At 42.5% G+C, this 21515-nt stretch carries 19 protein-coding genes, 1 pseudogene and 1 other annotated feature (1 of these 21 cut by a window edge); of the genes and pseudogenes, 13 read left to right on the top strand and 7 right to left on the bottom strand.

All coding sequences use genetic code 11. The annotated features are described in order from the left end of the window. Window positions 1-140, bottom strand: a binding site (T-box leader); it reaches 134 nt to the left of the window's first position. A gap of 371 nt (window positions 141-511) precedes the next feature. Further along, window positions 512-772: a hypothetical protein gene (locus ACN6NF_RS05405; protein ID WP_013369720.1), complete on the bottom strand. Its 261-nt coding sequence runs from the start codon at window positions 770-772 to the stop codon at window positions 512-514. Between the two features lie 183 nt (window positions 773-955). Between ACN6NF_RS05405 and ACN6NF_RS05410 the strand changes: the two genes are divergently transcribed. Beyond that, the gene (locus ACN6NF_RS05410) at window positions 956-1243 is read left to right on the top strand and encodes a hypothetical protein (RefSeq protein WP_474315851.1); all 288 of its coding nucleotides are present in this window, start codon (window positions 956-958) and stop codon (window positions 1241-1243) included. Window positions 1244-1375: 132 nt separating this feature from the next. Then, window positions 1376-3265: an ATP-binding protein gene (locus ACN6NF_RS05415; protein WP_474315853.1), complete on the top strand. Its 1890-nt coding sequence runs from the start codon at window positions 1376-1378 to the stop codon at window positions 3263-3265. Window positions 3266-3364: 99 nt separating this feature from the next. On the opposite strand, the gene ACN6NF_RS05420 is transcribed toward ACN6NF_RS05415, so the two are convergent. After that, a complete protein-coding gene (locus tag ACN6NF_RS05420) occupies window positions 3365-3601 on the bottom strand; it encodes an NHLP leader peptide family RiPP precursor (RefSeq protein ID WP_025678851.1) in 237 nt (78 codons plus the stop codon). Between the two features lie 75 nt (window positions 3602-3676). Then, the gene (locus tag ACN6NF_RS05425; RefSeq protein ID WP_474315856.1) at window positions 3677-4612 is read right to left on the bottom strand and encodes a hypothetical protein; all 936 of its coding nucleotides are present in this window, start codon (window positions 4610-4612) and stop codon (window positions 3677-3679) included. A gap of 186 nt (window positions 4613-4798) precedes the next feature. On the opposite strand from ACN6NF_RS05425, the gene ACN6NF_RS05430 reads away from it, so the two are divergent. Continuing rightward, window positions 4799-5272, top strand: coding sequence for a hypothetical protein (locus ACN6NF_RS05430; RefSeq protein WP_474315858.1), 474 nt, complete (start codon window positions 4799-4801; stop codon window positions 5270-5272). 55 nt (window positions 5273-5327) lie between these two features. Here the strand turns inward: ACN6NF_RS05430 and ACN6NF_RS05435 are convergent, their stop codons facing one another. Both ACN6NF_RS05435 and ACN6NF_RS05440 read right to left on the bottom strand, forming a co-directional pair. Continuing rightward, the gene (locus ACN6NF_RS05435) at window positions 5328-5822 is read right to left on the bottom strand and encodes a hypothetical protein (protein ID WP_474315859.1); all 495 of its coding nucleotides are present in this window, start codon (window positions 5820-5822) and stop codon (window positions 5328-5330) included. Between the two features lie 414 nt (window positions 5823-6236). Next, window positions 6237-6631: pseudogene (locus tag ACN6NF_RS05440) on the bottom strand (AbrB/MazE/SpoVT family DNA-binding domain-containing protein). A gap of 203 nt (window positions 6632-6834) precedes the next feature. On the opposite strand from ACN6NF_RS05440, the gene ACN6NF_RS05445 reads away from it, so the two are divergent. The 4 genes from ACN6NF_RS05445 to ACN6NF_RS05460 all read left to right on the top strand — a co-directional run bounded on the left by ACN6NF_RS05445 (window position 6835) and on the right by ACN6NF_RS05460 (window position 10896). After that, window positions 6835-8232: a helix-turn-helix domain-containing protein gene (locus tag ACN6NF_RS05445; protein WP_474315861.1), complete on the top strand. Its 1398-nt coding sequence runs from the start codon at window positions 6835-6837 to the stop codon at window positions 8230-8232. Between the two features lie 283 nt (window positions 8233-8515). Beyond that, window positions 8516-8713, top strand: coding sequence for a Spo0E family sporulation regulatory protein-aspartic acid phosphatase (locus ACN6NF_RS05450; protein ID WP_474315863.1), 198 nt, complete (start codon window positions 8516-8518; stop codon window positions 8711-8713). A 468-nt stretch (window positions 8714-9181) separates the two neighbouring features. After that, entirely contained in the window at window positions 9182-10399 is a 1218-nt protein-coding gene (locus ACN6NF_RS05455; RefSeq protein WP_474315866.1) for a hypothetical protein, read from the top strand. Window positions 10400-10431: 32 nt separating this feature from the next. Continuing rightward, window positions 10432-10896 carry a copper amine oxidase N-terminal domain-containing protein gene (locus ACN6NF_RS05460; RefSeq protein WP_474315869.1) on the top strand — a complete coding sequence of 155 codons (465 nt, stop codon included), beginning with the start codon at window positions 10432-10434 and terminating at the stop codon, window positions 10894-10896. A 184-nt stretch (window positions 10897-11080) separates the two neighbouring features. On the opposite strand, the gene ACN6NF_RS05465 is transcribed toward ACN6NF_RS05460, so the two are convergent. Beyond that, window positions 11081-12304 (bottom strand): acyltransferase, encoded by a 1224-nt coding sequence (locus ACN6NF_RS05465; RefSeq protein ID WP_474315872.1) that lies wholly within the window; start codon window positions 12302-12304, stop codon window positions 11081-11083. Between the two features lie 207 nt (window positions 12305-12511). On the opposite strand from ACN6NF_RS05465, the gene ACN6NF_RS05470 reads away from it, so the two are divergent. From ACN6NF_RS05470 to hcp, 4 genes are all read left to right on the top strand, one after another. Further along, window positions 12512-13519, top strand: coding sequence for a substrate-binding domain-containing protein (locus ACN6NF_RS05470; protein WP_474315875.1), 1008 nt, complete (start codon window positions 12512-12514; stop codon window positions 13517-13519). A 34-nt stretch (window positions 13520-13553) separates the two neighbouring features. Next, complete coding sequence (locus tag ACN6NF_RS05475) at window positions 13554-15554, top strand: cache domain-containing sensor histidine kinase (RefSeq protein ID WP_474315878.1); 2001 nt, start codon at window positions 13554-13556, stop codon at window positions 15552-15554. Further along, entirely contained in the window at window positions 15505-16806 is a 1302-nt protein-coding gene (locus ACN6NF_RS05480) for a response regulator (RefSeq protein ID WP_474315881.1), read from the top strand. The genes ACN6NF_RS05475 and ACN6NF_RS05480 overlap by 50 nt, the downstream gene beginning before the upstream one ends. 142 nt (window positions 16807-16948) lie before the next feature. Continuing rightward, window positions 16949-18241, top strand: a complete 1293-nt coding sequence (hcp, locus tag ACN6NF_RS05485; protein ID WP_016821355.1) for a hydroxylamine reductase — start codon at window positions 16949-16951, stop codon at window positions 18239-18241. Window positions 18242-18284: 43 nt separating this feature from the next. On the opposite strand, the gene ACN6NF_RS05490 is transcribed toward hcp, so the two are convergent. Further along, window positions 18285-18632, bottom strand: coding sequence for a helix-turn-helix domain-containing protein (locus ACN6NF_RS05490; RefSeq protein WP_016821354.1), 348 nt, complete (start codon window positions 18630-18632; stop codon window positions 18285-18287). A gap of 233 nt (window positions 18633-18865) precedes the next feature. Between ACN6NF_RS05490 and ACN6NF_RS05495 the strand changes: the two genes are divergently transcribed. Then, complete coding sequence (locus ACN6NF_RS05495; protein WP_474315886.1) at window positions 18866-19369, top strand: hypothetical protein; 504 nt, start codon at window positions 18866-18868, stop codon at window positions 19367-19369. Between the two features lie 329 nt (window positions 19370-19698). Then, window positions 19699-21510: a DNA phosphorothioation-dependent restriction protein DptF gene (gene dptF / locus ACN6NF_RS05500; RefSeq protein ID WP_474315888.1), complete on the top strand. Its 1812-nt coding sequence runs from the start codon at window positions 19699-19701 to the stop codon at window positions 21508-21510. The last annotated feature ends 5 nt before the right edge of the window (window positions 21511-21515 follow it).

The raw sequence follows: 21515 nt of genomic DNA on the forward strand, positions 1-21515 counted from the left end.
AAAGGACTAAATCCTTCTGTCGTCGGTTCAAGGCTCAACTCGGGAGTGAATTTCAACGCGGGATTGCGGTACGCTCTCAGCATTACGTACCTTTCTGTGGAAATCCGATGACGCTTACTTGTCTCCGTCTATGTCTTTGTTCATGGTATTCAAAAGATTTGACCTTATTTTAAACAAAGTGGATGCAGAAGGCAAGCCCTGATTTCCGATTCTAGTTTTTGCATTCCCTATCTGTGCTATCATCTTGCTTGATCCCTGGGTTCGGGCTTTGCTGATGCGACTCCTCGTGGGTTCTCTTCGGCTAAGGTATCGTCTGTATGGGTCTTGTCCGCAGTCCTGCGGTCATCCTCTTCTACAGGATTTAAGGCTTTATAGCGTTTGTACTCCATATCAGCCTGAGATATCGGATCTTTGTACATAGGAGATCAATCAACTCCTTTCGGTGTATACACTTCATTACCCGCATAGCAGGATGAGAAATCGCTTTCTTATATCCTATCATATGCAGTAATTAATCCAGAATATCGTCACTGTCCAGTTGCTCTTCTTCATCCCCGTCTGTACCGTTCAGTAAATCTGTACCATGCAGGAATTCAGCAGGCGCAGAAGGATCAACAGGACTGTTCGGTGTCAGTTCATCGGCATCAGGCACGTCCTCCAGAGGAGTATCTGGTCCCTCGATCAGATTCTCCCAGTTTGTTTCTGCATTTTGCAGGGAAGGCTCAAAATCATGATCCTGTAGCTCAGTCTTTTGATTGTCGCGATTTGCCATCTAACTCAGCTCCTTTGCTTTTTGTTGCTTATTTCGACCTTACCCAAACCGCAGAATGGCTAAACTTAGAGCTAGTGTGTCTGTAAGAAGTTAAAATCATGCGAATAGGGGTATGCTCTTTCTCAATTAGCGTTTTTTTGGTAACTGCTGTGATATGATAAAGAGGAGTTGGAGGGATATGAATTGGAATGGTACATGTTTGGTCCGATGGTTAGCCGAATTCGAGTAGGCCAAAAGGCATCTACTCCAGGCTATTCGCGTACCATTATTCGGCGTCCAGATGGTTTATATTGGACAGACGGCGGACAAGCCGGAAAAATAGTAGAAATACGCGATTATTTATTCTCCGATATTTGGACGATCTATGAGGATGAAGAATGTGAACCTTGGATAGGGCTTAGAGAGCAGATGGAGCAACGCGAACAGGAAATGATCATTAATCAATATGAAGATTTTACAAATAATGATTAAAAAGAACATGATACCCTTATTATGAAGAAGGTATGAACATCATCGTATAGAATAATATAATTTCAGGAAGATAAAAATGTTAAAACATATACAAATTTGTAAATCCTACTACGTAACTTTGAGGTGCTTAATATGAGGCATGTGCCCAAAGCTGTCGCCGCTCTGCTAGCGGTCATTGTGATACTATTGTCGCTGGACCACATTGGCTATGCGGCCAAAATGACCCCGGAAAGGGAGTATAAGATACCCTCCTGGGATATGAGATGGGGAGCAGAAGACGAGGATGGCTCTTTAGATGAGGTAAATGATCACAGTAAGGTCTGGATGCATATTGAAGATGATACACAGCTGCTCAAGCAGCCGGGCAATAGAGGCACCGCCTGGATTCGTATTAAGCTACCTTCGTTAAATGATGAAACACCAGCGGTGCTTTTTGAAAATATTTATGGCAGGCACATTACGCTGTATAAGGATGACACCAATTTTTATGAATCGTACCGTGGCTATAATTATGAAAATAATCGTATTCTGATTCCGCTGAAGCCAGAAGACAGTGGTAAAACATTATACATATGGACGGAAAGCAGTAAAAATAGACTAGGCATTATCGGAAATGTCATGGCTGGTGATTATCGTGACTTGTTGGGAAACCTGGTCAGAATGGATGTCTTGGATATTGTACTAGGCAGCACATTTATCTTTATCGCCCTGGTGCTATTGATTTGCTCGTTTTTCCTGTTCCGTCCAAGTATGGCGATGTGGCTGTCCCTAAGCGCGATTGTATTGTCCATCGGTCTGATGATTGTAACGTATTCACCATTTTTATATACGTTCTATCGCGGCTATGGCAAGCTGTATCTACAACTTTTTGATGTGGCGCTATTTATTCTGCTGCCTTCATTAGCCTTCTTTTTTGAGCAAAATATTAATTCGATTTTACTGATTCGGAAATTCAGAAAACTGTTAACCGCCTACTCTTTGTTCTGCTTCATCATCATGATTGTGAATTTAGGAGCACAGGAGCGACTTAACGATGTATATTATTTCTTCAGTGTAATCGTCCTCGGTATATTGCTCGTAGCTTTAATGGTACTTTTGGTATTTGCTTCGGTTCGCATGGCACTTAAGGGTGACCACGAAGCGATCATTTTATCGACAGGCTTTGCGTTTTTTGCAGTCATCTCTATCGCAGAGCTAAGCTGGTTCTTTATTCGGGACGGACACTACAATATGTTTTTATGGAAATGGGGCGTGTTCGGTTTTGTCCTGGCACTGATTGCGATCTTGGGCAGAAGGCTGGCAGAAAAGCACAAGCAGGTGGTCCGGTATTCCAGAGAGCTGGAGATGTTCAATAATGAGCTCCAACGTTCAGAGAAAATGGAGATTATTAGCGATTTGGCTGCATCTGTAGCTCATGAAGTGCGCAATCCGCTTCAGGTTACACGTGGATTTCTTCAGTTGATGAGCAAGCAAGAGGATGGTAAGAACAAAGACTATCTGCATATCGCTCTGGAGGAGTTGGATCGAGCGTCCGCGATTATTACCGATTTTCTGACTTTTGCCAAGCCGGAGTTTGACCATACCAAAACGTTGACCATATTGGATGAGTTCAAGCATATTGAAGGAATTATCAGTCCAATGGCAAATTTGCAAGGTGGCAAAATTTCGCTGGATATTCCCCAGGAAATCAAAGTGCGCGGGAATTCCTCCAAATTCAAGCAGGCATTTATCAATATTATCAAAAACAGTATTGAAGCGCTACGAGAACAGGGACATATTCATATATGGGCTTATGTGGACAATGGAGAAGCAGTTATTCATATTCGGGATAATGGTGAAGGGATGGATGCTCAGACCTTATCCAGACTAGGTGAGCCTTATTTTTCGAATAAGACTAAAGGCACAGGTTTGGGGATGATGGTGACCTTTCGGATTATTGAAACAATGAATGGCAAAATATCTTTTACAAGTGCAAAAGGGGTGGGAACAGAAGCGACCATCCGCTTCCCCGTAGCCGGATAACATCCGGCTTTTTTGCATTCGGAGAAAACGGAGGGAAGCTTGCTGAGCCCACCCGCATGAGATTAACAAGTATAGATTTAATAAGCTACAAGAACCAATCTACCACATCGCGCGAGGTTTCTGGGATGCAGCGAGCACGCCTGAAGGGTTTGGAGGGATAACCAGATAAAACTGGTCAGACGTTTCCTCTACCGTTTTGATTTGGATATGATCGGGGATCACGACTCCTAACACATCACGAATTGCAGATTTGGGATCAGCCATAAGTTTTTCTCTGAAACTGGCATCCTCCCAAGCTTTTTGAATGACTTGTGTTTGAAGAACTTCAGTAGCCATCAAAAATCACCCTCTCATTCAATTGGTTATATTTACCTAGCCAGTATACCACGAAAGACTCAGAAAAATCTAGCATTATTTCATATTTTTGGAGAGCCAATAATCCAGTCCGCCTCTTCGCAAATGTGAGCGTCCGCCTTCAATTTCTGCTGCCTCTTCGCTGAGCTCTGCTGCGATGGAATGTGCGAATCTACGCAGGCCGTGGATGGAAGGCTCCATCGTCTCTAGCTCCTGAACGGCTTGATTCGCAATGTTCACATAGCTGGCGAGCGCGCTGCGTACATAAATCGCTTCCTGAATTTGTTGTGGTCCTAGTCCTTCACAGTACGTCGTCTTCTGTTCGGCGCTGATATGGGACAATAAGCAGTTATAGCTATGTTCCACCAAATCTTCTGCCCAATCTGCCCAATCATCCGACATTTGGAGCACGAGCAGGGTCAAATCCGTCATCGTTGTAACGGTTTCGATCAGGTCGGCATGGTCTGAGAGCAGTAGAGCACCCGTTCCGGCCATTTTTAACGGACTTGCTTTCAATGCGACCTTATTTCTTTCACCTTGAAAATAGTCTTCTGTTCCTTCGGATATCACACTAACGGCCCATTCGTCCACATACGTTCGGGCATATGACCAAAAAGGAGAGGTTGCCGGAAAAAGGTCCTGATATACGTTCAAACACTCGGTATAGAAAAGCTGGCTTAAAGCGAGTTGCGTTTTACGGTTGTCTGCTGCTGTGTCCATCACATCATCCTGAATTAAATAATGAGCCATGACGAACACGTTGCCGAGTGACAGCTTGCGACATGTTTCGGGGGACAGCCCGGTCAGTTCCTGCAACCAAAATGGAAGCAAATAGCATATGTAATTACGCGTACTGTCTTCCCGCAACGGATTAAACCGTGCGAGGTAGTCTAACCCTTCTTGCTGAAAGGGAACCGGAAATGCGACCGTCCGTTCTTCCGCTTGACGGAATACCTTTTCCAATTCTTCTTTGTATGTAAAATACCATTCCATAGCTACCACCCGCATCTCTTATGAATGTTTTTGTAGCGACTTCTAGTTGTTACCCGCCATTGTACAACAGATTGCAATTTTCAAGAATTTGTTATTTTTAAGTAAGGGATGTTGTAAAAAACAAATGAATAAAAAAAGCTGAAAGAGAAAATATAGATGAAAAAGGATGAAAGGAGGGGCCACAACATGAAAAAACAATGGAAATTGACCGCTGCTATCCTATATGGAGGAGTGATGATGTATGGTACTGCGAGTGCAGGAGCATCCGGTACTGAATCGGGTAATCCGTTGCAAGCTCTCACTCCTAACGATTCTGTCCAAGGAGAAGCCCACCAGTGGAATGTTGAACCACAGGAGGATCACGGACACGGACATATGCAAAGACATAGACACGGCAAAAGGCCGGGCGGCTTGAATCATCATCTCAACGAGAAAGTAGCTAGGCTGCTGGGTATCACTCCTGTCCAGTTGGAGAAAGAGCTGGGACAAGGAAAATCGTTGGCTGAGGTTGCTAAAAGCAAAGGCATTCAAGAGGATCAGCTCATCGATAAATTGAAGAATGAAATGACCGTGGATTTGAAGCGGCTTGTGAACCGTAAGGGTCCGATTACCTTCGACCGCAAGTCCGGGACTTCGAATGAGGCTCAATTGAAGCGTTAGTCTGGGAGTAAAATTGTTTTACAATAAAAAAGGATGGGGGGAACCCATCCTTTCCTTATATTTCAACTTCCTTATCATTCACGATGTCATATTTAGTTACTTTACCAGTATATCTGTCTACGTAATAGAATCCATAAGTTGCAATGTGGTCAGGAAAATCTTCATAAGCTCTTAAAGAGTATTTTGTTCCTTCGATCCCTTCAACCATTACGTGTAAATTATATTTAGCGGCTTCGTTTTTTATTTTATTCAAAAGAATATCGAGTGCTTGATTTTCTGTAATAATATTTTGCTGTTTACCTAAATACAGTTTATTACCATTGATGCTGATTTGTCTGCTTTCTGCAACTCCAATATCCTTAACAGAGATGTACGTGTTTCCGTTGTAAATCAAGCCATCGGCAGTGTTCTTTTTTGTACCCTCTAAAAATATATCAAACTTTTTCACAACAGCATTTATACTTGTTCCAGATGCAGCCATTGCGGTTGCACCTGTAATCATCGTACCCATGATTAAGCCCACTAATAACCCCTTTAATTTGTCCTTCATTTTAATAACCCCTTTATGTATGCTAATTAAATAATACCCCAAATATCACCATACGAAGTGATTGTTGTGAGGAGAGTCAGCTATCTTTAAAAAGCTTAAAAAAATCAATGGTTTCATTAAAATCTTCATCATCTGTATAAATGTTCATGACCTTGCCTATTTCGATTGCAAAATCTACATACTTATTGGGTTTAGCAGATATGATATTCTTATGTATATAGGAAGATTACATATAGTCAGAATATATCATCTTGAAGAGTTTAAATCCATATTTTACGGCAATATCATTAAGTTTTGGTAATCTAACTTGTTGAATTTGGTCAATAAGGATTCAAAGTTAAAAAATAACCAGTCGCCTTGAAATAAACAGCGACTGGTTATGAGTTTTGCTCGGATGCGCGAGTGAAGTGAAACCTACAATAGCTTTTTAAGGTGGGAAATACGGCTATGTGACACGCCAAGCCATTCAGCATATTCGCCTTGCTTGGCTGTGGGATGCTCACGCATGAGAGTCTTCTTAGATGTTCAACCAAATGTTGTGCTGACGATCAATTGACGCTGTTTCCTTTCAAATCGTGTATGCATTTTTTACATAAAAATGAATCTCTAAAATAGCTTAAATCTTGGACCGAATGGCATAAGTGACAGCAGACACCAATATACTTCCGCATACTTAACAACCCTGTTTCAACATCCAAATAAAATTCTAAAGACTCGCCAGCTTGAATCCCCATAGAGGTTCGCAATTCCTTGGGAATAACAATCCGACCTAACGTGTCCAAGGGACGTGTCATACCTGTATTTTTCAAGTGACCTTCTCCTTATCATAATAATATATTATCCAATAATCTCCTAATAAAAAGATAAAAATCTATAAAGTAAAACTATTTATTGATGTTCCAAAAGATGGTATTATCATGAATGAAAAAACAATAATTATACTATTGGTTTCTAAACTATATGGATTATTGAAATGGGAATCTTATGAAGATGCTGAAAGGGTGGTTTATCCATGGAAATCACACCTACGATACAGGCAGAAGTTCAAACCTATCTGAAACGCAAAGGCTTAACCATGACCGAGTTTGGTCACACGATCGATTTGAATGTAGGTACAGTTAGTGGTATTGTGACGGGCAATCGATCTATGTCTGTTCACCAACTGGATAGTATTACTGTGGGAATGAATTTACCACCGGATTATTTTTACGAACGTTACATTGAAGAATGTATTGAAGAATGTCCGCTCAACTGGAAGAAAATTAGCCCGTTCCTGTACCGATGCATTGAGCTAGGGCGATTGGACTGCTTGCAGCGAGTTGTCATTCTGTTATTGGATAACCCTAATTATCTGCCATCGCTCTTTGAAGTCGCCGAAAATGTATACAAAGACGGTTACAACGAAGCAGCCGCTTACCTGTACAAAAAGGTAGCTGAAAGTGAGAAGCAACAGCATTCAGAGCGATTGGCAATCTGCCAGTATCGCTTGTTCCAAATCAACGTCGGACAGGATCGTGCTTTAAACCTTCAGGCTGCCATCGAATTTGCCCCTTTTGTGGATCGCTTAGACGAAATAGAGCAATTGGATGCTTTAAAAGATTTGGCGAATGTATATAGGTCATTAAGCATGTGGGACAAGGTATATGAATTCGCACATCGGATGGGTCAGTTAGGACAACTCCAATATCATCTGGTTCACAATTCCAAGCGAAAAGGAACAGAGCCACGAAAAAAGCTAAGTAGACCATTGTTTGTATACATAGTTTACGCCGAATTGTTGTGTGCTAACGCTTGTGATGCAAAAGGAGATCATGAACAGGCATTGGAACATATTAGGGGTTATGCTGATTTAAATTGGGTAAAAGAGCAGAACCCTGATACGCTTTATTGGAAACAGAAGTATCAACAATGGGCGAAAATTAATACTTACGTTAACAGGCTCATGTCTGGTGATATTAGTGTTCTGCCAGGTTACGTAGAACATATAGCTGCCGAAAAAGAGATCTTTTCCGAGCTACTAAACGTCCTTGAAGTAGCTAATCGCTATAATGTAGATGTAGATCATATTCTCCGGCGGTTTGAATCGCAAATTGTAGCGTATCAGGAGTCATCTTCTTCGGACATGTACACACAACAAGTGTTACCAGAAGAATACGTAAGGTTTTGGTACAAGATAGCCAAGTACAGCCTCAATAAAGGCAGATATACATATGGTTTCAAATGCTTATTAATCGCCTTTGAAAAAGCTGTTACAATTAACCATGTACTACTTATTGCCAATTGTTTTGGATTATTTCTTCATTTCAAAACAAATGCGGCTCCTAAAACACAAGCTCAGTTCCAATCTATTTATGAGGAGGTGTGGGAGAAAAATGATCAAAAAGATGGCTTTCTGCTTGGCGGTAACTAGTTTTTTACTGGTATTCACAGTACCAGCTCAAACTGCAAATCTAAGCCATGGCACGATCCAAGTTCAAGGACACGTTGGTGGATCTTGATCGAGCACTAATTCATTTACTATAGGCCAGCTTATTGCTGGTCTCTTTTTGTATTATTTTGTAATTTTTTGCTTCAAAATTGATCCTGACGTATTTGTACATCCTTTCTTAAAATGAGATTCATGAGGAGGTATGTAGGATGAACAAGGATGAAAAGGTAACGTTTATTCAACAAATGGACACGCCAGACAACACATGCATGATCTTTACGCAGAGTATGGCTTAGGACATGCTTGTGTACTGGAGCAGTCTATGCTTTTGGATGAACTGATTAATCAGTTCAACCGTATGTTTCAGACCAGGAAGCAGCCTCACCAAGTTTTGGACCAGATCCTTAACAACGACGATGGTATGCTGAGTTCATCCCCCCATTCCTATTATGCAAAACTGTGATTTCTCCCACGTAATGCTTATAATTATTCAATATAATGACTTATTTTAAAATAAAATACATATCCATGTCATAAAATGTTAATCAGTTTGGAACATGATTCATCACACTTAGACAGCAAAAAAGCAGAGCTTATTAGAGCATGTTGTTTGAGGATAATTTACATATAATTAATAATCCTTTATGGCAGGTGATAGATGAACATTTTCAAAACAAAAAGCGCCAAATTTATTTCTTAAGAAGTATAAAGGTGTGATGCGAGTTATAAGTGCGAGGTTAAAAGGTAAGGAAGTGATAGGAGCGATAGAGATTGTTCCGTTTCTTTTACACATTACAAATAAAAGAAAAAAATAAAAATATTGATTATGGAAATATTAAACATTATAATGCAAATAGAGTTATTATTATGAATTAATTTCCATAATTGAAGAAACGCTGGCCAGCTTTCGATTATAGCGTTACATTAAAATATGGAGAGTGAGTTTATTATTATGTTGAAGAAATCTAAGATTGCTCTTTCTATTCTACTAATGACCGTTTCCATTCCGAGCTTAGCAGCAAATGCTCAAGGGAAAGAATTTTCATCGAATGAATTTAATCAGTACATTAAAGATGCTATTGAGCAAGAAATACAATTATCAGTTCCTGCCGCTGCAAAAGGGATATCAACATTAAGCAACAAAGAATTTAGCCAATCTGTTGATAGCCTTTTAGAACAAGGAGTACTTAAACAGGATACAATTCAAAAAATTGAAAAGTTGCAGGATGCCGAAGTGGTTATATTGAATATCGACGAAGCTGGCGATCTGGTTGATGCTACTTCATCTAAACAAGGAGATATTAAGGAACAATTTGAAAAGAAAGTTACTGAAGTTACCGATTCAACCTACGTCAATAGTGATGATTATCTAGAAAACAAAAATAACGGGCGTAGAATAACTTTGCAATCTTCTCTTCCAAATAGAGGGAGTTCAGCGGGGAAAGAAACGGGAGCATTCCACCGCTTGCAAACCCCGGCCAGTAATTCATCAATTGTTTACAATGGAGTCATGGCTGATTCTGTAGTTTTGCCTTCATACCCAATAGCCGATGCATATGGAAAGGGTGAGGCAGCATACCTGTACACTGGTGTTGATGGGGTCGCAGAGGTAGGTTTTGAAGGTGTTGTTTCAAAGCAAACTCTGGCAGGATGGTATCCTGTTTTTCATGCCAAGGTACTTCATAATGTGAATGAGGGAGATGACAACGGTTATTCACAACCTCGCTCAACAGACACTACCTATACTTATCGGTCAAAGAAGTTCGATGGTGGTGCGACTATTAATGGTTATAAAGTATTTTATTATGCAGGCAAATCGGATGAGCCTACATTAACTATTAGAGAGCAAATTAACTATTCTAATATCTATGTAGTCAAATTTAATGGTTTGGGTACGACGGGGAGATCCGTTAAAAGAGTTACTGCTGTAGCAATGAATAATGCTGGTTCCCCTTATAGCTCCTTTTCATACGGTTTTAGTTCGCCAGCAATTTGGAACAATATGAGATTCCTAATTAATAATAGCGCTGGCACCAAGTACCCCGAAAATGTCACTAATTTGAGTGATGATGTTTGGAATCATGGTGGCCGAATTGATTATGTCAAGGATTCAAATTATGTAGAGAAGTACACTTTTTATAAACAATAAATGTAATTCTATTTGTAAAGGATTGATGCGTTATGTTAAAAAAGGTAGTTAACACGTTACTTATTTCCTTAATCTTCTTGGTGACAGTAAATCAGGCCAGTGCAGCTCTCCCTAAATATTTGTATAATCTTGTGATTAAAGTCAACAATGTTGAGGTTACATCCGATGCCAATCCTTATATTGAACGAGCAACCAATACAACTTATGTTCCCATTAGATTTGTATCAGAAAATCTAGGCGAAACTGTAAACTGGAACAGAGAAAAGAAAGAGGTTACAATCCGTTCGAAAGATGGTAAGACAGTGCGCTTAACAATTGGAAGCAAAGTTGCTTATGTGAACGAACAGCAAAAAATACTGCCTAGTGCTCCTGTAATGCCAGTATCTCCTAACCGTGTTATGGTGCCACTTAGATTTGTGTCCGAGGTTATGGGTGCTACTGTAGACAGTAGTAAGAAAGAAGAGACTCTGTACGTAAATATTACTAAGGCTAAATAATACGTGCTGTCTTCCCATTGATTTGAGTTAGATCGGTTGTTACTGGTTGAGGACTCAAAAATATATTAGTCTGTAATTCTTGCAAAATTCTAAATAAAAGATAAATATTTTAATTTAGCTAAAATAGGACATTCCCGTTTATTCGAGAATGTCCTATTTAAGTGTTGTACTATTGCTTATCAGATTAGCCAAGCTCCTGTGTGCTTTTGGAAGCACGTTTGGAGGAAAGGAACTGAAAATGAAGCCGCCAGTTCAATCGCTGTCTGCCTTTGGAGCCAACAATCCAGTTGCCGCCGGGCAGATGGGCAAAGAGCCAGCTGATGCCCAGAGAAGCACTTGCCACGACGACAAACGTAATGAGCGTAGCTGTAAAATGATGATCACCTAGTGCAAGCGGACGAGTGTAATGGGATATGAAGGACAGTACGAGCGCATGGGCCAGATAGCCTCCGAAGGAATAGCGTCCAACCCAGTTCAGCATACGACGAAACGGCTCGGAACGCTGGTCTTTTTGCAGATGAAGCAGTAGTCCGTACAATAAAAGCAGCTGTGAGACAATTAGCACGAAGGTGCTTGGCTTCAGATAGGTAGAAATATTGAGATTGATCGTATCGCCAGACTGGATCAGCATCGTGTGACCCATGAGCATGAACAGACCAATAAAGACAAATACATTCCACGGCAATGTCTGTTGGGCCAATCCCCGCCAGGTGTCTGTCATATAGGCGCATACTGCGCCCAGCATAAAATAGAAAAAATACATAACAAAGTTATAAGTGCGGTAATCTAACAGGGTCTGCCCCAAGGATGGCAACCAAGCGCTCCATGCAGACATGTCATAGTAGGACCATTGTAACAGCAACGCATAAGCCGCAGCAGCAATCAGCATCACAGCCAAAACAAGCTGCTTGCGCCTTTTGGTGCTAAAACGACGTAGAAACGTCCGAATCCGTTCGGTTGCTTTTGCAAATAAAGGAAACCAAATATAAAACTGAAAGATCATGACCACAAACCATAGATGATATCCGCTGACGGGGATGATCATTTCCTCGAACATGCCTTTGTAAAAGGATAAATTTACCCACTGCGCGGTTGACCAGTTCTGAGTACATACCCAATAAACAACTGTCCAGCAGAGAAAAGGAACATAAATATCTCGAAACCGTCTGCCAATATAACGGGAATAGCCAATCGGTTTGTTACCATTATAAAATAGCAGCGCCGCAGACAGGAAAACGAACGTCGGTGTGCCAAAACGTGTCAAATGGTACAGCATCGCGAGCATAACGGAATCCGGCTGTTGGATGTCGCTGCGATAAATATATTCGCCAATGCAATGCTGAAGCACGACAGCGAGGTAGGCAAGGCCCCGTAGTTCTGTCCACTCCGCGATACGCGGCTTGGTCATCCATATCACTCCTTTTCCTCAAGATTCGCACATGTTTTTCCTAGCACAATTGTAGGTATTGTACCGTAGGAACATTAGTGCAGGATTAACGCTACCTGAAAGTATAGAGAGTGAAGTGGTTCCAATTTAATATGATTGCGTTTACAATCTAAATAAAAACAAAGCAAATTTAAATTTAAGGATGCGCATAGGAAGAGGAGAGGAAGGATGAAGAAAACGCTGCTCGTGTACATGCTGTTGATTGCGGCCTTTGCTCTCTATGTGTTCAGATATGAACAAACCGGGCGGTTGAATGGAGCTTGGGAGGAAAAAGGGCTGCGAGGCAGTATCGGAGAAACGTATATGATGATTACGTTCCAGTCCGGTTTGGAATATTGGAAAAGCGGGCTCAAAGGCTTCGAGGATGCTGGGGATGCTTTGGGGGTAACTGTGGAGTACCGGGGGGCTACCCGGTATGATGCACAGGAGCAGACGACCGTTATTGAGCAGGCGATTGCCCGTAAACCCGCAGGCATTGCCATATCAGCGATTGATCCCCACTCCCTGATCCCGGTCATTAATAAGGCGCTGGATGCGGACATTCCTGTCGTGCTGTTTGACGCCGGAGCGCCGGGGAGCCGGGCGTATACCTTTTTGGGCACGGATAATTATAAGGCGGGCGTGACCGCTGCGGAAAAAATGGCAGAGCTGTTGGGACGTGAAGGCCAAGTCGCTGTTCTCACACTGCCTGGGCAGCAAAATCATGAGGAACGCTCGCGCGGCTTTCGCGATACCATTCAGCGGCAGTATCCTGCCATGAAGGTGGTGGAAGTGGTAGATGGTCGTGCTGACGTGATGGTGTCTAGGGATGAATCGCAAAGGCTGATGAAAGCTTATCCGAAACTGGCGGGTATTTTTGTGACCGAAGCCACCGGAGGAACAGGTGTGGGTGAGGCAGCACTGAGCCAAAAAAGCAGTCATCCGCTGAAAATTATTTCTTTTGATACGAACAAAGCGACACTGGATATGATTCGTGATGGGACCATCTCGGCAACGATTGCCCAAGGGACATGGAATATGGGCTATTGGTCACTTCAATATCTGTTCCATCTGCATCATCATTTGACAATTCCTGCACCTTCTTCGTCTGGAGATAACACCCCGCTGCCCGTGCGGGTGGATACTGGGATTTCCGTCGTCACCCGAGTGAATGTAGATGATTATTATGCAAAATAAATATTGGAAGCGCATCCACTTAGGGATGCATCAAATGATGCCGAGGTTACGTTTGCGCAATATGCCTTTACGCTATCAGCTCATGGTGCTGTTCTTGCTGTTTGGCATCGTGCCTTCACTGGGACTAGGCCTGCTGGTGAATTGGACGGTGGAACGGATTATTGAGCGGCAGGTGGAAAACCATACGATGCAGTTAATTGGCAAGGTGAACGAAGCACTCGATACCAAAATGGAAAATTTACAGAACATGACGTATCTGATTGCCTTTAATCCTGAAATTGGGGAGTTTTGGAAAGGACGGACGCTGGCTGATGGCCACGCGGGTCATACGAGTAGTGTGATGCCAGAAAGTCAGGCGGAGCAAGCACAGAAGCCTCTCCTTAACCAGGCTCCCGGCTCCAAGCAGGTTGTAAGTTCCGTACAGGAGCAGGATACCTTGTATGAAATGAAGCAATTTTTGCAGGGTTTTACCACTTTATATCCTGAAATTGCCGGGATTCTGATCGTGAACGAAAAAGGAGATTATATCAGCAATGAAATGTATGCTCGAAGTACACGCAGTCTGACGGAAGAAGACTGGTACACACAGGCGGCGCAGCATGCAGGGATATTCACTGTGCTGGGACAGCCAAGTCACCGTAATGTGACCACTCATGTCCGGTACAAGGACAGTGAAATTGTCTCTGTCGTCCGTTCGGTCACGGATTCGGAGACAGGACATGTACTGGGTGTAATTATGATTGATCTTAAGCTGCGGGCTGTGTCGCAAGCTGCCAGAGATGTAACCTTGGGCAAAAGCGGGTATGTCATGGTGACAGATGCCAAGGGACGCAGTGTATATATGCCAGATATGCCTTTGATTGAGCGCATTCCGCCGCAATGGTTCGGAACAGAGGATAGCGGGATGTTTACCCGTGAAGCTGGAGGTAGGGAATTGCTGTTCATGTTTCAGGCCTCCGAGTTCACGGGCTGGAGGACAGTGGGGGTATTCCCGGCACGTGAATCTACACTGGAAGTACGGCAAATTCAGTTCTACGTCGTCTGTTTTGTTTTCATTGTATGTCTGTTTGGCTTAACAGCATCCTTGCGATTGTCCAGTTCTATCGCGCAGCCAATTTTCCGGCTTATGTCTTATATGCGTACGGCAGAGACGGGGGATCTTACGGTTCGCCAATGGAGTGAGCGCGGGGATGAAATCGGAATGCTGGGCCGGAGCTTTAACCGGATGCTGGAGCAAATCCGCCGTCTCATGTCGCTTAGCGAACTGAGGGAACGACAAAAACGGGATGCCGAACTACGCAGTCTTCAAGAGCATATTAAGCCGCATTTTCTATACAATACGCTAGATACCATTCATTGGATGGCCCGAAAAAATGGAGCAGACGACGTATCCGATATGGTGGGGGCATTATCGAGATTGTTCCGCCTTGGACTGAGCAAAGGGGATGACTTTATTCCGCTGCGCTCTGAGATTGAGCATATCTCAAGCTATATGCAAATCCAGCAAACCCGTTATCGTGACCGACTTCGCTGGGAATTAAATGTACCCGACGGGCTGAAGGATCTGTTTGTGTTGAAGCTTATGCTTCAGCCTGTGGTGGAAAATGCGATTTACCACGGCATTAAGGCCAGACGTGGTCCAGGCACGATTTGCGTAGAAGCTAAAGCCGAGGACGGCAAGCTGCTGCTGACGGTACGTGACGACGGTGCAGGGATGACGGCGGAGCGTCTGTGTGAGCTGCGTGAATGGCTGGAAATACCGCTGGAGGCGATGGAAGGAAGACGGAAACAAAAGGAAGTTCGTACAAATGGCAGAAGCTACGGCATGTTGAATGTACAAGCGCGTATCCGATTGTCTTTTGGCGAGGAATATGGAATTACATTGGACAGTAAAGAAGGGACAGGTACCTGCGTTACAATCACTCATCCGTTGCTGCTGGATATGGCGCAACTGAAGAAGCCTTATGACAAAGGAGAGGGTCAGGATGACGAAATCCAAGGGAACAGACAACGCGACAACGGCGAGTCTGATTGACCAAGCCATACCAGAAGTGACGATAGGGACGGCTAAACGTTATCAAGTATTGATCGCAGATGATGAGCCGATCATTCGTGAGGGGATTCGGGACTGCCTAGACTGGACGGCTCTGGGCATGGAGGTTGTAGCAGAGGCCGAGGACGGTGAAGAAGCGCTGGAACTGGTTGGTCAGCTTAGCATCGACATCGTGCTGGTCGATATGAATATGCCATTCATGGATGGAATTGAACTGATTCGGCGGCTGCGGGAAGGACGCTCGGAGTGCCGTTGCCTGATCATTTCCGGGCATGATGAATTTGCTTATGCACAGGAGGCTGTCCGGCTTGGCGTAGAAGATTATATTCTGAAGCCGGTAAATGCGGATCAGCTTCACGCTGCATTGTCACGGCTTCGTCAGCGACTGGACGAGGAGTACAAACGCGCCGCCTATGTAGAACAAGCTGCCGGGCAGATTGAACGGAATATTCCGCTGCTGCGTCAGCGATTTTGTCTGGAATGGCTGGAAGGACAGCACACGGGAAAAGACGTCATGGAGCAGTTGGCGTTTTTACGTCTTCCATCCCGGCCGCCTGTTCAAATCGGTGCGGTACGGTGGCCTGCAGCAGAAGCACGGCAGACGATTATGCGTGAGAATGACCGCCAGTTGTTTCTTTTCGCGGCTGAAAATATTATTGGCGAACTGCTGGAGGATCGATCGCATGTGTTGTTTCGCGATGCGAACGGGCTGATCGGCATATGTCTGTGGCAGGAGGCACCTGAGACGATCGGTGCTTCTATAGAGCAGGCCATTGGACGCTACCTGAATATAGCGGTTCACACCCATGTGGAGTCCAACGAGGGTGGGCTGGAAGGCGCAATCGATGCGTACCGGGTGAGCCGGGATCGGGTGTACGGTGAAGCGCAGCTATCTCCCATCGTACGCCGGGCACGGCAGCTTATTCAGGAAGGTTATGCCGATCGGGAGCTGACGCTGGAAGCTCTTGCTTCGCGGCTACAGGTATCGGCTGTATATCTTAGCCGTGTGCTCAAAAAGGAGCTCAACGACAGCTTCGTGACCCTCGTCACGCGTGCCCGTATCCGCAAAGCAGTGCAGCTACTGGACTCTACGACATTGTCTGTGCTTGATATAGCAGAACGTACGGGATACGATAGTCAGCACTATTTTAGCACTGCTTTTAAAAAAGCCATGGGCGTGTCTCCTGTGCAGTACCGTAAGGGTGGGGGAATTCAGGAAAATTCGTCGGAATAGGAATGTTGGATTGCGGAATTGCCTTGCGCCCTCTCATGATAATCTGGCTAAAAAGTGTGTGTGTAATCACACCCGCACGTTCAGGGGTTTGTTACGCTGTAGATAACGAACAAATATCTATCAATATTTGGAGGAAAACGATATGTTTTGTTATCAGTGTGAACAGACGCCGAGTGGCGGGTGTAAAGTCATCGGGGTGTGCGGAAAAAATGAGACAGTAGCGAGCTTGCAGGATACAATGATTTTTGCATTAAAAGGGATTGCTGCCTATGCGACACATGCTCGTCAGTTGGGATATACCGATCCTGAGGTGGATCGGATCACGCATGAAGCGTTATATATGACCTTAACCAATTCTAACTTTAATGTACAAGAGCATTTGGAGATGGCAATGAAGGTCGGAAATGCAGCTGTACGGATCATGGATGTGCTGGATCGTGCCCATACGGATCGTTTTGGCATTCCACAGCCGATTACCGTCAGCCAAAATAAAATTGAAGGCCAATGCATCGTCGTGACCGGACATAATCTGTACGCGCTGGAGGAATTACTGCGGCAGACCGAAGGAAAGGGCATCAACATCTACACTCACTCGGAAATGCTGCCGGCGCACGGTTACCCGGCGTTGAAGAAATATCCACATCTCAAAGGCAATATCGGTAAAGCCTGGTATGATCAACGCAGATTGTTCGAGGAGTTCCCGGGCGCGATTCTTGCCACGACCAACTGTGTTATGCCGATTAAAGGCACATATGCAGACCGCTTCTTCTCTTATGAAGTAGCAGGGCTGGAGGGTGTTGCCAAAATTGTGAATGACGATTTCTCTCCACTAATTGAACGCGCGCTGGCCCTGCCAGCCGCAGATGTAGACTCGGAGCAGGTGCTTACGACAGGATACCATCATGAGACGGTCATCGGGCTGGCACCTGAAATCATTCAGGCCGTTAAAGACGGACATATCCGTCGTTTCTTCGTCATTGCAGGCTGCGACGCACCGGGCAAAGGCGGCAACTATTACCGCGAGCTGGCGACATCCTTGCCGAACGACACGGTCATTTTGACCACGTCTTGTGGTAAGTTCCGCTTTAATGATGTGGACTACGGCACCGTTGGAGATACTGGCATTCCGCGTTATATTGATTTGGGACAATGCAACAATTCCGGTTCTACTGTGAAAATCGCTCTGGCTTTAGCGGATGCTTTTGGTTGTACGGTGAATGAGCTGCCTGTCAGCATTGTGCTGTCCTGGTTTGAGCAAAAAGCAGTTGCCATCCTGTTAGGCTTGTTCAGCCTGGGCATTCAGGATATTCGCATTGGACCGAAACCGCCTGAGTTTATTTCTTCTGGTGTACTGGATGTGTTGGTGGAGATGTTTGGCTTGAAGCTCATTACGACCGCAGAGGAAGATATGAAAGCGATGCTGGCGTTGTCGTAAGAGGTAGGTAGGGAACTGCAGAGCGCAGTTCCTTTTTTTTGTTTCATCGTTCATCCATTCTAATAAATATATCCGTAAGAATCTTTAAGGCCAGCTCAGTATCTTTGGTTTCACGAGTTCTTAGGAGAGACAAAATGGCTTTTATACTCGAATCTTCTTCGGTAAGCTCATCATTTTCCTTCACATATGTAAGCAATTGATAGACGCCCACGTTCAATGCCTTCGCTATTTTCTCCAGATTTTTCAAAGATATATTTCTCTCCGCACGCTCGATGAAACCAATATAACTCGAATTGAAACCTGCTTTTTCGGCTAAAGCTTCTTGTGAAAGCCCTTTAGACTTTCGAATATCTCGAATACGTGTACCGACTAATTCTAATAGTTCTGACATGAATACACCTCTCTATAGTTAGAAGTGTAGAGAAAGAGTTACATCTAATTAATATGTGTTAGTAAGTAAATTGAATTAAAAACTACTATATAGTAATATTCATTATGAAGCTTATCCGATAGCTAGAAAATTATACATTTTAGTGGTCTCGTGATATGCTACGTTGCTCACATTTGTTTCGGGATTTTGCCAAACCCTTATTTATGAAATTCTAAATCAGGAGTTGATTCCCCATGAAACACTACTCCTTAAGTCCCCAACTACATAGTGATTCCGATTTCAAATTGCCTAAGTATAGTGACACCCACATATTGAATTGCATGATGGATTTTCAAAAGCTTGCCCAATACCAAATGCAGCTTGCCCAGATGATGCGTGATCATAATCAGTTGCGAAACTGCCTCATTCTTTGTGATCGCGCCATGTTTTCTATGGCAAAGGCCATTTATGTACATCGAAATCAAATCATGCCTTTATCCATTAGCCTATCCATAAACGATCTGCTCAGACTAATTCGCTCGGATGCTGAGCCGTGTTTAGATATGGTGCTGTTTATGGGTACCATGCATTATCTGGTTTCGGGAGAGGATGATCCATCCAAGGAGACGATGAAACAAGAGGAAGTAGACATGTTGCTTTATAAAACAGACTCTATTCTAGAACGTCTATCGCGGCGTATCATAACGAATCCATCGAAGCGGTATCCGTCTATTTTTAAAGAAAACCCGTTCAATTAAATTGTTAAATTTTTATCCATAACACCCGATTATTTTAGAGCTGATGATATAATGGCGAAAAGGGAGATATTGGCTAAGGCCAAAACTCTAAAACCTCCACATCAGAAAGGGTGTTATTTGATATGCCTACATACAACAAGCTGGTGCGGGACCGGATTCGGGATATCATTATGTCTTATTTTCACTCGTAAGAGGGAAGTTATGGCAGGAGTATGTAATGAAAATGTCGAATTATAGTTCTTTAGATATAGTTTATCCTTGATTAGGTAGGATATATGGATTATTTTAGATAGTGTAGTTACAGTTTATAACTGTGGAGGAATTTATTTATGTATACTAATAAAAATGAGTACCTTATTGATGTTTTAAAAAAATGTAAACAATCTTCAAAAGAAGCTGTGGAAAACCTGGAGGAATTTAGCGATTTCAAAAGATATATGCATGTTCAGAGACCTGTAGAAGTGGAATTGGAAGCAATAATTAATGAGGCCTATTCTGCCGAAAAGGCTCAATTAATTTTGGTTTGCGGTGGAGTAGGAGATGGGAAGTCGCATATTCTTTCATATTTAAAAGATAAATATGATTTCTTAAGAGATAAAAGTAGCTTTTATTTGCATAATGATGCTACTGAAAGTTTCTCACCTCGAAAGACATCCATTGAAACATTGGCACATGTGCTTAAACCGTTTTCTGATCAAGGTCTTCAAGAAGAAGGTACTCAAAGTATTATTCTAGCAATTAACTTAGGTGCTTTAAATAACTTCATTGATTCCGACGAAGGGAGATATTTCTCTCGTTTACGAGACTATGTATATCAAAAAAGGATCTTAGAGACTGTAATTGAAGATACTCCTGTGGATGACGATGATATATTTAAATTTGTAAATTTTAGCGATTATCACATTTATGAGCTCACTGAGACAAGGCCCAAATCAAGTTACATTAAGGGTATTTTTCAAAAAATCACTCAAAAATCTGACAATAATCCATTTTATCAAGCTTATTTAAGGGACTACAAAACTAACAAAGAGCTTTCCTTGAAGAATCCGATTATGCAGAATTACGAATTGTTTCAGCATGAAGATATACAAGAAAAGATTATTGATCTATTAATACAAGCAATGATAAAGGAAAAATTAATTATATCTACTCGAGCTTTACTTGATTTTATATATAACATTTTGGTTCCATCTTCTATGGAAAACATGAACTATTTACAAGTAAAAGAATATGTACAAAATCAAGATTTCAAGTCGTATATAGCATGTTTGCTAGCCTTTCAATTATTTGAAAAAACTGATACCTCGTCTATACATCGTGCTATAAATCAAATTAATCCTACACGAATCAGGACTGAACAACTAGATCAATATCTCATAGAATTTAAGTCTCGAAAAGATGGAGCTTACCTTTTTGCACAATATATAGACATCAACAGAATGCCTTATTTTGCAAGATCTTTTTTAGTGAATTCACCATGGAGAAATTCAGAAAGTAAAGATTATCAACAATATAAAAAAATGATTATTAAATTGTTTGTTTATTTGTATTATCTGATCCCTAAAGAGGAACATCTTTCTTTTCAAGATGATATTTATGATCAGTTCATGAAAAATCTGTATTATTGGAATAAACGGGAGTGGAGTAAGCTCGCAAAATTATATCGGGAAGATGTAAGAGAAGCCATATATAAATGGAATGGCGAAAGCAATGGTGGTGATCTTGTTTATATTCAAGTTGGACAACCTCAAACGAAATATTATGCTTTGCAAAAATTAGAGGTGGAACCACACGTTAATCAGTCGACTACTTTGATGGAAAAAGAGTTGTCTAAATTTTTAACAGTAATGACATTACAGTTTAAAGCCAGAAATTCTGTTTACTCTGAAGAAAACTCAATTGCTTCAATTGATATAGATTTTTCATTGTATTCCTTGCTAATTCGAATTAAAAACGGATATCGTCCTAATAAGAAAGATAAATTTCATTTTATTAAATTTGTCGAGTTCATTGGTAGACTAAGTAGCATAGGAAATCTAAAAGAGGAAATTGTGTTCGAAAGTAAGCAATTCGGAAAGATATCTCGGTATCGTTTGAAATTCGACTCAACGTTTGATCAATATTCGTTTATGGAGACGTGAATATA

Source organism: Paenibacillus sp. TSM33 (assembly GCF_056099025.1).